Consider the following 11,298-nt stretch of genomic DNA (forward strand, 5'->3'; position numbering starts at 1 on the left):
CGGCCGTCGGACACGTCCCAGCCGGCGCCGCACCCGGTGGCAGGCGTCACCTGCCGTGGCGCTCGGGGCGTTCCCAGGGCCAGTCCGAGGCCAGCCACGCGGCGACCGCGTCCGCCAGCGGGACGTCGAGCTCGGCCCGGTCCGCGCGCACCCACGACTGCACCTCGACGTCGTGGCCGTCGGCCTTGGTCGGGTAGAGGTAGACGCAGCCGATGACCTCGCCCGATCCCGGCTCGAGCACCGTGAACGTGAATCCCTTGCGCGCCACGAAGTCGGCCGCGTGCCGCGTGAGGTCGCCGAGGTTGGCCTCCGACGACATCCCGCCCACCGGCGGCCAGCTGCCGTCGGGATAGCCGGGTGTCGACCGGATGTGCTCGATGCTCGAGCTCCACGCCGCGAGGTCGGAGTCGTTGTGCTCCGGCCCGAGCGGCTCGAGGACGAACTGCTCGGCCTCCAGCCGTGTCGGCGGCTCGAAGTCCTCGGGCACGAACGGATCGCTGCTCATGCCCGCGACGCTAGCGGCTCACCGCAGTCGGGCAACCGGAATATCGCTCGGCACCGCGGCCCGCTCCGGGGTTCACTGGGCACGTGCGCACCACCGTGCTCGTCGAGGGACGCAGCGACGCCGTGGCGCTGCACGCCCTCGCCACGTCGTGGGGCCGCCCGCTCGCGACGTACGACGTCGACGTGCTGCCGATGGGCGGCATCACCCACATCCGCACCGTCGCCACCCGCCTGCACGGGGCCGGCCATCGCCTCGCCGGGCTGTACGACGACCCCGAGGTGCGGTTCGTCCGACGCGGCCTCGCAGCGGCGGGCGTGATCGCCACCGAGGACGCCGACCTGGAGGCGTACGGCTTCTTCTGCTGCACCCGCGACCTCGAGGACGAGCTCCGACGCGCGCTCGGCGTCACCCAGGTCGAGCGGGTCATCGCCGCCGCCGGCGAGACACGGTCGCTCGAGCTCCTCGCCCAGATGCCCGCCCAGGCCGGGTGGACCCGCGAGGAGCTGCTGGCGCGCTTCATGACCTCGCAGAGCGGCCGGAAGGAGCGCTACGCCCGCCTCCTCGTCGAGGCACTGCCCCGCGGGTCCGAGCCCCCGCCCCTGCGCTCGCTCCTCAGCCACCTCGGCGTCGAGCCGCCGACCTGACCACCCGCCACGCCTCCCGTCCACCACCCCCGCTCCCCCGTCCTCCCATCCCCTCCCTCCCGCGGTCACTGGCCCTTGAGTCTCTGAGCGACTCAGGTGCAAGCGCGGGCACGACCACCGCGGTCACTGGCCCTTGAGTCTCTGGGCGACTCAGGGGCCAGTGCGGAGCGGAGGGACCGCGGAGGGGCAGGGACGGCGGGCCCGTACGGCATCCGCAGCCTGTGGAGGAACGACGGCTGTGGAGGACCTCGGCGCTGCTGTCGGTGGGGGTGGGTGGACTCACGGACGACACCCACGACGACCGAGGAACGGGGCAGGCAGATGGCGGTAGAGGTGCGGACGAACGAGGAGTGGACGCCCGCGTGCAGGTGGACCAGGGAGGAGGTGGAGGCCTACCTGCTGGGTCCGTTCGACGGCGGCACACCCGGGCTCGTGCGCCGCGTCCGGCGGATCCTCGACGTGTCCCAGCGCGGGCTCGCCGCGCTGATCGGGGTCTCGCAGTCCGTCGTCGCGCGGTGGGAGACCGGACGCACGAGCCCGCGGGTCAGCGTGATGCAGCAGCTCATGCGGCTCGCCGGGCTCGGCAGCACGGTGCACGACACCGAGACCGGCGCCGAGGTCGAGCCGATGCGTGACGACGGCGCACGTGATCGCGGTGGCCGGCGCTACCCGGCGCACGTCGACCTGACGGTGACGGGGTGGCACGTCCCACGCGGCCTGGACTGCACCGTCGACGCCGGCAGGTGGCGCCGCCGGTCGCGCGAGCGGCTCGAGCCGGCCGTCCGCTACGACACGTCGGTCTACCGGCGCCGGCGCTGGCGGCTGGTCTTCGGCACGCCGATCGACCACCCCGCGCACCACCAGCACGTGGCCGAGGCGCAGCACCTCGACGAGGAGTGGGACGAGCGGTTCGGCCGGCGGCGCGCGGCGTGAGTCTCAGCCGTCGAGGTTCGCCCGCTCGGCGCCGATCGTCGTGTCGGGGCCGTGCCCGGTGTGCACCACCGTGTCGTCCGGCAGGTCGAAGAGGCGCGACCGGATCGACTCCTCGATCACCGAGGCGTCCGAGTACGACCGGCCGGTGGCGCCTGGACCGCCCTCGAAGAGCGTGTCGCCGGTGAAGACGCAGCCGAGGTCGTGGACGTAGAGGCACACCGCACCCGGCGCGTGCCCGGGCGTGTGGATCACCGTCACCGCTGCGCCGCCGATGGTCAGCGTCATCCCGTCGGACAGGTCGACGTCCCACAGCTCGGCGCCCTCCTCGTCACCACCGTGGGTCAGCTCCCACAGCGGCCGGTCGTCGGGGTGCAGCAGGATCGGCGCACCGGTCGCGACGCGCAGCGCCGGCGCGACGCGTACGTGGTCGTCGTGCGCGTGCGTGCAGACGATGGCCTTCACCGCCCGACCGCCGACGAGGCGGAGGATCGCGTCGACGTCGTGCGGGGCGTCGACGACCAGGCACTGCTCGTCGTCGCCGATCACCCAGACGTTGTTGTCGACGTCGTGGGTCTCGCCGTCGAGGCTGAAGGTGCCGGAGACGACGGCGTGGTCGACCCGGGCGCTCACAGGACGACCACCGAACGCAGGACCCCGCCGGCGTGCATCGTGTCGAAGGCGGCCTCGACGTCGCCGAGGCCGATCTCCTCGCTCACGAACGCGTCCAGGTCGAGCCGGCCCTGCTGGTAGAGGTCCACGAGCATCGGGAAGTCGCGCGAGGGGAGGCAGTCGCCGTACCAGGACGACTTCAGCGACCCGCCCCGTCCGAAGACGTCGATCAGCGGGATGTCGGGGACCTTCATGTCCGGGGTGGGCACGCCGACCAGCACGACCGTGCCGGCGAGGTCGCGGGCGTAGAACGCCTGCTTCCACGTCTCGGGCCGACCGACGGCGTCGATCACGACGTCCGCGCCGCCCTCGTGGCCGGTGCCGTCCGGCGGCGGCGTCAGCGAGCGGATCGCCTCGACGGCGTCGACCTCCTTCGAGTTCACCGTGTGGGTCGCGCCCATCGACCGGGCGAGCTCGAGCTTCCGGTCGTCGACGTCCACCGCGATGATCCGAGCAGCGCCGGCCAGCGCGGAGCCGGCGATCGCGGCCATCCCGACACCACCGCAGCCGATCACGGCGACGGTCGAGCCGCGTCCGACGTTGCCGGTGTTGATCGCCGCACCGAGGCCGGCCATCACGCCGCATCCCAGCAGGCCGACCGCAGCGGCCCGGGCCGACGGGTCGACCTTGGTGCACTGACCGGCAGCGACGAGCGTCTTCTCCGCGAAGGCGCCGATCCCGAGGGCCGGCGAGAGCTCGGTGCCGTCCTCCAGCGTCATCTTCTGGGTCGCGTTGTGGGTCGCGAAGCAGTACCACGGCTCGCCGCGGTCGCACGCGCGGCAGTTGCCGCAGACCGCGCGCCAGTTGAGGACCACGAAGTCACCCGGCGCCACGGACGTCACGTCCGGCCCGACCGCCTCGACGACGCCCGCGGCCTCGTGCCCGAGCAGGAACGGGAAGTCGTCGTTGATCCCGCCCTCGCGGTAGTGCAGGTCGGTGTGGCACACGCCGCAGGCCTGCACCTTCACCACCGCCTCGCCCGGACCCGGGTCCGGGACGTTGATCGTGACCACCTCGACCGGCGCGCCCTTCGCGAGTGCGACCACGGCCTTGACCTGCTGCATGCGGTGTCTCCTGTACGTCGGTTGAGGGTGCGTCGCGGTGAGCCTTGCAATGCGAGCCAAACAGATGCAACCCCCTGACCGGCGATCGCGTCCTCACCCCGACACGCCCCCGCCGGGGGCCCCGATATCGGACAGGAGGTGGAGGGTGACCACGACACTCGTGGACATGGGGTCGCAGGACCGTCGCGGCGGCAGGAACAGCCACAAGGACGCCGACTTCTCGGCGTACATGGCCGCGCGGCAGCCCGCCCTCTACCGGACGGCCTACCTCCTCGCGGGTGACCACGCCTCCGCCGAGGACCTCCTCCAGAACGCCTTCGCCAAGCTCTACCTCTCGTGGGACAAGATCCGCGACCACGGCGCACTGGACGGCTACGTCCGCCGGGTCATGGTCAACGAGAACAACTCGCTCTGGCGGCGGGCGTGGAAGCGTCGCGAGCACTCCACCGACACGATGCCGGAGACCGGCGCCCACGACACGTACGACGACGGCATGGGCGGGGCCCTCTGGTCCTACGTCCAGACCCTGCCGCCCAAGCAGCGCGCCGTCATCGTGCTGCGCTACTACGAGCAGCTCAGCGAGGCCGAGATCGCCGACGTGCTCGGCATCTCGGCCGGCACCGTGAAGTCCCAGGCCAGCCGCGCCCTCGCTGGACTGCGCGCCCGCGCTCCCCAGTCACTCAACCCCCGCGAGTCCGGAGACGCCTCATGAACACTCCCCTCGAGGACCAGGTCCACGACGCCCTGCACCGTCGGGTCGACCCGATCCAGCACGCGCCCCTCACCGTGACCGACGTACGCCACCGCGCGCGCCGCATCCAGCGCCGCCGGGCGGCCGTGGCCGGCGGCGCCGTCGCCGCGGTCCTCGCCATCGCGATACCGGTCGGCCTCTCCGCCACCGGCACCAACCAGCGCAGCGACGTACCTCCCGCGACGCAGTCGCCGAGCCCGACCCCGAGTCCAAGCCCCGCACCGGAGGTGACGTCCGGGACCATCGAGGTCGACCCGGAGAGCGCGGAGGTCGTCGAGCAGACGCCCGTCCCGCTCCTCGACGTCGACGGCCCCACGCTGATCACGCCCGACGGCACGCTCGACCTGCCCGCGGCCTACGACACCCTCACCCCCTACCTCGACGGCTGGGCGGGAGTCGCGCGCTACGACGAGCCCGACAAGTCCGGTGCGTTCATCGAGTTCCTGGGCGAGGACCTCCGCGTCGACGACGGCGGCGTCCCCACCGGCGGCCTCGTCGAGAGCCCGGACGGCGCGCGGATCGCCTGGTCGGAGTACGACGGCACCCGGTGGCGCGTGATGGTCGCCGATCCGGCCGGTGGGACGGAGCCGGTCGAGACGACGTTCGCGCCGACGGCCGAGGAGGAGCCGGTGATCCCCGTCGGCTTCGTGTCCGACGACGCCGTGGCGGTCAGGGCGATGTACAACATCGGTGACCCGAAGACCTTCGTGGCCAGCGGCGGCCAGCCGGTCGAGGTGCCCGGCCTGCTGCAGGCCGACACGGCTTCGTCAACGCTCGGCGTGGTGGCCGGCATCACCGAGTTCCGTCCGGACGCGACCTGCTCAGGTGTCGTCGACGCCGCCGCAGGGGGCGGGAGGCCCGCCTGGACCACCTGCGACCACCGTCTCGGCCCCTTCAGCGCGACCGGGACGTACGTCGTGGGCACCCTGCCGGAGGCCGAGTCCGGCTCGCGCGACATCACGGTGCTCGACGCGACCACCGGGGAGGAGGTCCTCACCTTCGAGGCCGCCCTCCCGCGCCGTACGGTCGGCGGGTTCTGGACGCAGATGACCTGGGTCGGGGACGAGGCACTCGTGGTGCGCCTCGCGAGCGGCGAGGACTACGTCATGATGCGACTCGGGCTCGACGGCTCGGTGCAACGCATCGGGATCGAGAGCGCGGGGGTGTCCGGCCTGAAGGTGGCCATGCCGAGCTGAGGGCAGGGAGTCAGGACCCCGAGCTGTAGGTCAGCCGAACCGACTCGACGACCTCGCGCTGCTGCTCGGCCGGCATGATGCGGGGCACGTTGACCCGGATCTCCACCAGCCCCGCTCCGTCCCACATCCCCATGACGTGGTCGATGTAGGTCGAGCCGTCCCTGGCCGTGTAGTAGTAGGCCGTCCGCGAGCCCAGCACGGTGGTCGGCTGCCGCTCGAAGCCGGGGGGCTTCGTGCGGTCGGGTCGCCACGAACGCCGCATCGCCTCGTCCAGCGACAGCTGGTCGGCCTGGTAGACCCCCAGGAAGACCCCTCCCGAGAGGCGGTTCCCGAAGGACCCGATCGCGCTGTCGGCGAAGGTGGTGTCGTTGTTGATCCTGAAACGTCGCGGGGCCGAGATGCTGTAGCTGCCCACCTGGAGGACCGGACCGTCGGCCGGCTCCACCTCGGGGGTCGTCTCGGTCGTCGTCTCGGTGGGGGTCTCGTCGGCCGACGGCGACTCGCTCGACGTGGCCGTGCTCTCGCCGCTGCTCGGTCGGGGGCTCTCGCCACCACCTCCGCAGCCGCTCACCGTGAGCACGAGCGCTGCCAGCACCACGAACGACCTGCGGCGGCCGCTCATTCCGGGGCCCCCGGTCGCGGGCTGTGGTAGCTGGCGACGATCGAGTCCACGATCTCCTTCTGTCGGTCCGGCGACAGGGCGTTCGGGAGCTGGATGTTGAGCTCGATCGAGTAGCCCGAGTCCGACGTCCCCAGCACGTGCTCGGTGAGGAGCTTGTTCCCCACCGCCGTGTAGTAGAACGCGCTCAGGCCGCCGAGCACCGTCCGAGGTTGCTCCTCGAAGCCTGTCGGCTTGGCGCCCGGCTGCCACGACGTACGCATGGCCTGGGCGATCGACACGTTGCCTTCGGCGACGGTCGCGAGCAGCAGCCCGCCGCTGCGGCCGTCGTCGACCGGCCCGACGGCGGTGTCCCCGAACGGCGTGTCGTTGGTGATGCGCCACTTCTCCGGCGCGTTGACGGTGAAGTCCTTGACCTCGAGCTCGACACCGGTGGCGGGCTCGACGGTCGGCGTCGACTCCGGCAGCCCCGTCACGGACGGGGACGGCTCGCTCGACGACGGACTGGACGGGCTCTCGGACGGCCCGTCCGCCCCGTCCGGCTCGTCGACCCCCGCACACCCGGTCAGCACGAGCACCAGCCCTGCGACGGCCATCGCTCCACGTTGGCCCATGCCACGTCCCCCCGAGTCGTTGGTCGGCGTACGCCCCGACCGTAACCCACGCACGCCGGCCGCTCTTCCCGAGGATCTGCGCTGGTAGCGGGATCATGCAAAACTGACGCCGACAACGTGTTTCACCGCAGGGGGATGCGGGAATAGGGGGCGACATGCTGCTCGCGGACATCGGAATCGTCACGAACGCCATGACGGTGCTCAACGCTCCACCAAGCCTGATCCAGCAGATCCGGGATCTCCTGCTGGAGAACTCGGACGGCCTCGAGAGCCAGGGCCAGGGCGTCACGGACGTCGCGCCCAGCTGGTTCGGCGGCTCCACCAACGCGAACCGCATCGGCGTCAACACGCGGATGGCGCACCAGGAGGTTGTCGAGGAGTTCCAGAAGCTCGCCAACTCGCTGCGCGAGTACAGCGAGGCGCTCCAGCTGTGGGCCACCGAGGTGGCCGGTGTCGACGCGGACACCAACGCCGAGATGACCATGCGCCAGCAGGCGATCGAGCAGGTGAACACCACCGTCACCGCCGCCCAGGACGAGTCGTCCTCCGACACCATCGGCGACGGCCACTACACCGAGCCGCCGGCGCCTGCCGCGCCCGCCACGGACGGGAGCACCTCCTGATGAGCATCGGACCCGAGCGCGCACGGCTGCGCCAGTACCTCCAGGGCGCGCGCCACGAGGCGACCAGCAGCGCCGGCAACAACTGGGAGATGAGCGCCCAGGTGCTGGGCCTGACCGCGGAAGCGATGCAGCAGGGGATGACCAAGGTCCGCGAGGGCGACGGCACCGATGACGGACTGGGCGGCGTCACCGCCACCAGGATCCTCGAGGCGTTCAAGGCCTCGGCACAGTCGATGAAGGACAAGTCGGTCAAGATCAACGACGCTGGCGTGGCCCTGCGCGACACCGCCGAGGTCATGCGCAAGGCCGAGGAGGCCGAGGCGAAGATGGCCGTGCTCGAGCAGCCGCCCACCTACACGCCGCCGACCTACTCCCCCGGTGCCCCGCCGTCGTCGGCGCAGATCAAGAAGGACGGCGAGGACCGGGCAGCGGCCAACGCCAAGATGGACACCTACAACAGCCAGAAGGCCGAGCAGGAGGCCGCCGCCGCCGACTGGGCGCAGAAGATGGACACCGCGTTCCTCGCTGCGATCCCGCCGATGCAGGCGATCCACGGCCAGCCGGACCCGACCGAGCCGCCGCCCCACGTGCCCACCTCACCGACCAGTCCCACCACGCCGACCACTCCCGGCACCCCGGGCACGCCGAGCGAGCCGCCGAAGCCCCCCGGCAACGACAACGACGGGAGGGACGACGACGGCAAGGACAAGGACAGGGACAAGGACAAGGACCCGATCATCACTCCGCCTCCGCCGCCCCCGCCGGTCGAGTGGCCGCCTCCGCCGCCGCCGGAGCCGTGGCCCCCGAACCCGAATCCCAACCCCACCCCGGTCCCGAACCCCCACCCGCACCCGACGCCGTCGACGTCCGTCATCGGGACGACGCAGAGCGGGATCGACTACACCGGGTCCAGCGGCAGCGTGCCCACGCCGACGACGTCGGGCTCTGCTCCCTCGGCCGGTGCGTCGGCCGCGGCACTCGGCGCAGCGGGCGGTGCCGGTGGGATGGCCGCAGGCGCGATGCGCCCGGGCGCGGTGCCGACCTCGGCGACCCGTGGCGCGACGCCGGTCCGTCCGATCGGCTCTTCCGCTCGCGCGGGCGGCTCGGGCGCACTGTCGCGCTCCGCGGGCTCGGCCGGCTCCGCAGGCCGCGCCGGCTCGGCCGGCAGCGCGGCTGGTCGCGGCGCCGGCTCGGCCGGTGGACGCGGCACCGGCAGCGCGTCCGGTCGCGGCAGCGCCAAGGGCAGCGCCGGCGGTCGCGGTGGCGCTGGTGGCCGCAGTGCCGGCTCCAGCGGCTCCCGCTCAGGTTCTCGCGGTTCGGCCGGCGGCGCCTCGGGCCGCGGTGGCCGCAGGGGCGAGGACGAGAAGGACAACGAGCGCGACAGCCTGGTCTACGACCAGGACTGGCTCGGCGACGACGACGTCGCACCCGGCGTCCTCGACTGAGGCAGCTCAGCCAGGACGCCACGATGCAGGTCCCCGCTCTCGGGCGGGGACCTTCGTCATGTCCGCACCGTCCGGGCGACGGCTCAGGCGACGACGGTGGTGATCGGCAGGGACGAGTCGGCCGGCAGGTCCAGCAGCGACGGCGTACGTCCTCGCGCGACGAGCTCGGCCCCGAGTGCGGCGACCATGGCCCCGTTGTCGGTGCAGAGGCCGGGGCGCGGGACCCGGACCCGGATGCCCCGGGCGGTGGCGCGCTCCTCGGCCATCGCCCGGAGGCGGCTGTTGGCGGCCACGCCGCCGCCGATGAGGATGTCCTCGATCCCGCGGCTCGTGGCCGCGTCGATCGCCTTGCGGGTGAGCACGTCGCAGACGGCCTCCTGGAACGACGCGGCCACGTCGGCGACGTCGATCGTCACGCCGTCGCGCTGCTGCGCCTCCACCCAGCGCGCGACCGCGGTCTTCAGCCCGGAGAACGAGAAGTCGAAGCGGTGCCGTTCGAGGTCGCGCTTGCTCGACAGGCCACGCGGGAAGTCGATCGCGACGCTGTTGCCGCTGCGGGCCGCCTTGTCGATGTGCGGACCGCCCGGGAACGGCAGTCCGAGCAGTCGGGCGACCTTGTCGAAGGCCTCACCGGCGGCGTCGTCGATCGTCGAGCCCATCGGCTCGACGCCGACGGTCACGTCGGTGACCTCGAGCAGGCTGGAGTGGCCGCCGGAGACGAGCATCGCGAGGCAGGGCTCGGGCAGCGGGCCGTGCTCGAGCTGGTCGACGGCGACGTGGGCGGCGAGGTGGTTGACGCCGTAGATCGGCTTGCCGAGCCCGATCGCCAGCGCCTTCGCGCTGGCCACGCCGACGAGGAGCGCGCCGGCCAGACCGGGGCCGCTCGTCACCGCGATCGCGTCGACGTCGCTGAGCGCGATCCCGGCGGTCTCGGCGGCTCGCTCGATCGTGGGGACCATCGCCTCGAGGTGCGCGCGGCTGGCGACCTCAGGCACCACGCCACCGAAGCGGGCGTGCTCCTCGACGCTGCTCGCCACGGTGTCGGCGAGGAGCGTGTGCCCGCGGACGATGCCGACACCGGTCTCGTCGCAGGACGTCTCGATGCCCAGGACGAGTGGCTCGTCAGTCATGGAGCGTCGCCGTCTCCGCGCGGGCGGCGCCCGGGAGCCAGCGGCACATGACCAGCGCCTCGGAACCGTCGCGGTAGTAGTGGGGTCTTACGTCGATCACGCTGAACTGGCGAGCGACGTAGAAGCCGAGGGCCTCGACGTTGGTCACACTGACCTCGAGCAGCATCCGGGAGGCGTCGTCGGTGTCCACCAGCAGCTCGTCGAGCAGCTGCGAGGCGAGCCCCGCGCGCCGCGCCGCGGGGCGTACGGCGATGCGCAGCAGGTCGACGATGTCGCCGGCGGACATGGTCACGGCGTAGCCGTCGAGGTCACCGGAGGCGTCCTCGGACACGACGAACCGGCGCCCGGGACCCTCGATCTCCTGCCGCACCAGCGACTCGTTCCACGCGTCGGCGCCGAACAGCTCGTGCTCGAGCGCGGTCAGGCGCGGCAGGTCGGCCAGGGCGGCGGGACGGATCACGAGACCGGCTTTCTGGGTGCTCCGGCGACCGCGTCGGGACGCCGGAGGTAGAGAGGTTCGGGGTCGAGCAATTCTACGAGCTCACCGCTGACGCCGTGGGCGATCCACCCCGCACCCGGCCTGTCGGGGGTGATGGCGTGCGGGAAGTGGTCGGGGTAGAGGAGCGGACCGGCTCCCGCCACGGGCGCGTCGGTGGCGACCTCGGCCGGCTTCGCCACGACCGGTCCCTCGAGGCGGCGCCCGTCGGCGTCGTAGGACGCGAGGTAGACCTCCTTGCGCCGGGCGTCGGTGGCCACGAGGAAGCTGCCCGTGGGCGCGGACGTCTCGACGACCTGGAGGGCGATCGCGTCGAGCGAGCAGACGCCGTAGACCGGGAGGTCGAGCACGAAGCCGAGTGTGCGGGCCGTGACGATCCCGACCCGGAGGCCGGTGAACGGGCCCGGTCCGACGCCCACTGCGATCGCGGTGAGGTCCTGCCGCACGATGCCGGCGTCCTCCATCGCGCGGGCGATGAGGGGAGCGAGGTGCTCGCCGTGCTTCATCGGCTGCTCGGACGAGAGCTCGACCACCACGCGCTCGCCGTCGTGGAGCGCGACGGTCACCAGCGGGGTCGCGGTGTCGAGGGCGAGGAGCACGGCGACGAGA

At 72.5% G+C, this 11,298-nt stretch carries 14 protein-coding genes; 6 read left to right on the forward strand and 8 right to left on the reverse strand.

The features are described from left to right. Positions 1-46 precede the first annotated feature (46 nt). Positions 47-505 (reverse strand): GNAT family N-acetyltransferase, encoded by a 459-nt coding sequence (locus tag JI751_RS14405; RefSeq protein WP_201938102.1) that lies wholly within the window; start codon positions 503-505, stop codon positions 47-49. Positions 506-588: 83 nt separating this feature from the next. Between JI751_RS14405 and JI751_RS14410 the strand changes: the two genes are divergently transcribed. Together JI751_RS14410 and JI751_RS14415 are read left to right on the forward strand one after the other, a co-directional pair. Then, positions 589-1,149, forward strand: a complete 561-nt coding sequence (locus JI751_RS14410; protein ID WP_201938104.1) for a TOPRIM nucleotidyl transferase/hydrolase domain-containing protein — start codon at positions 589-591, stop codon at positions 1,147-1,149. A 384-nt stretch (positions 1,150-1,533) separates the two neighbouring features. Continuing rightward, positions 1,534-2,082 (forward strand): helix-turn-helix domain-containing protein, encoded by a 549-nt coding sequence (locus JI751_RS14415; protein WP_201938107.1) that lies wholly within the window; start codon positions 1,534-1,536, stop codon positions 2,080-2,082. A gap of 3 nt (positions 2,083-2,085) precedes the next feature. Here the strand turns inward: JI751_RS14415 and JI751_RS14420 are convergent, their stop codons facing one another. Continuing rightward, entirely contained in the window at positions 2,086-2,712 is a 627-nt protein-coding gene (locus JI751_RS14420) for an MBL fold metallo-hydrolase (RefSeq protein ID WP_201938109.1), read from the reverse strand. Beyond that, positions 2,709-3,815, reverse strand: coding sequence for an S-(hydroxymethyl)mycothiol dehydrogenase (locus JI751_RS14425; protein WP_201938111.1), 1,107 nt, complete (start codon positions 3,813-3,815; stop codon positions 2,709-2,711). Before JI751_RS14425 ends, JI751_RS14420 begins: the two co-directional genes overlap by 4 nt. 145 nt (positions 3,816-3,960) lie before the next feature. On the opposite strand from JI751_RS14425, the gene JI751_RS14430 reads away from it, so the two are divergent. Both JI751_RS14430 and JI751_RS14435 read left to right on the forward strand, forming a co-directional pair. Continuing rightward, a complete protein-coding gene (locus tag JI751_RS14430; protein ID WP_307814252.1) occupies positions 3,961-4,527 on the forward strand; it encodes a SigE family RNA polymerase sigma factor in 567 nt (188 codons plus the stop codon). Next, positions 4,524-5,762, forward strand: a complete 1,239-nt coding sequence (locus JI751_RS14435; protein ID WP_201938113.1) for a TolB-like translocation protein — start codon at positions 4,524-4,526, stop codon at positions 5,760-5,762. The genes JI751_RS14430 and JI751_RS14435 overlap by 4 nt, the downstream gene beginning before the upstream one ends. A gap of 10 nt (positions 5,763-5,772) precedes the next feature. On the opposite strand, the gene JI751_RS14440 is transcribed toward JI751_RS14435, so the two are convergent. Both JI751_RS14440 and JI751_RS14445 read right to left on the reverse strand, forming a co-directional pair. Beyond that, positions 5,773-6,384 (reverse strand): hypothetical protein, encoded by a 612-nt coding sequence (locus JI751_RS14440; protein WP_201938115.1) that lies wholly within the window; start codon positions 6,382-6,384, stop codon positions 5,773-5,775. Then, positions 6,381-6,977 carry a hypothetical protein gene (locus tag JI751_RS14445; protein ID WP_201938118.1) on the reverse strand — a complete coding sequence of 199 codons (597 nt, stop codon included), beginning with the start codon at positions 6,975-6,977 and terminating at the stop codon, positions 6,381-6,383. The genes JI751_RS14440 and JI751_RS14445 overlap by 4 nt, the downstream gene beginning before the upstream one ends. 173 nt (positions 6,978-7,150) lie before the next feature. Between JI751_RS14445 and JI751_RS14450 the strand changes: the two genes are divergently transcribed. Both JI751_RS14450 and JI751_RS14455 read left to right on the forward strand, forming a co-directional pair. Beyond that, positions 7,151-7,618, forward strand: a complete 468-nt coding sequence (locus JI751_RS14450; protein WP_201938120.1) for a hypothetical protein — start codon at positions 7,151-7,153, stop codon at positions 7,616-7,618. Beyond that, positions 7,618-9,063 carry a hypothetical protein gene (locus JI751_RS14455; protein ID WP_201938122.1) on the forward strand — a complete coding sequence of 482 codons (1,446 nt, stop codon included), beginning with the start codon at positions 7,618-7,620 and terminating at the stop codon, positions 9,061-9,063. Before JI751_RS14450 ends, JI751_RS14455 begins: the two co-directional genes overlap by 1 nt. Positions 9,064-9,146: 83 nt before the next feature. On the opposite strand, the gene tsaD is transcribed toward JI751_RS14455, so the two are convergent. From tsaD to tsaB, 3 genes are read right to left on the reverse strand one after another with little or no spacing between them, the layout of a single operon-like run. Beyond that, on the reverse strand, positions 9,147-10,193 hold the full coding sequence (gene tsaD, locus JI751_RS14460) for a tRNA (adenosine(37)-N6)-threonylcarbamoyltransferase complex transferase subunit TsaD (RefSeq protein WP_201938131.1): 1,047 nt from the start codon (positions 10,191-10,193) through the stop codon (positions 9,147-9,149). After that, positions 10,186-10,653, reverse strand: coding sequence for a GNAT family N-acetyltransferase (locus tag JI751_RS14465; RefSeq protein ID WP_201938140.1), 468 nt, complete (start codon positions 10,651-10,653; stop codon positions 10,186-10,188). The genes tsaD and JI751_RS14465 overlap by 8 nt, the downstream gene beginning before the upstream one ends. Beyond that, entirely contained in the window at positions 10,650-11,288 is a 639-nt protein-coding gene (gene tsaB / locus JI751_RS14470; protein WP_201938149.1) for a tRNA (adenosine(37)-N6)-threonylcarbamoyltransferase complex dimerization subunit type 1 TsaB, read from the reverse strand. The genes JI751_RS14465 and tsaB overlap by 4 nt, the downstream gene beginning before the upstream one ends. Between the last annotated feature and the right edge of the window lie 10 nt (positions 11,289-11,298).

Source organism: Nocardioides baculatus, assembly GCF_016735675.1.
Taxonomy (GTDB): domain Bacteria; phylum Actinomycetota; class Actinomycetes; order Propionibacteriales; family Nocardioidaceae; genus Nocardioides; species Nocardioides baculatus.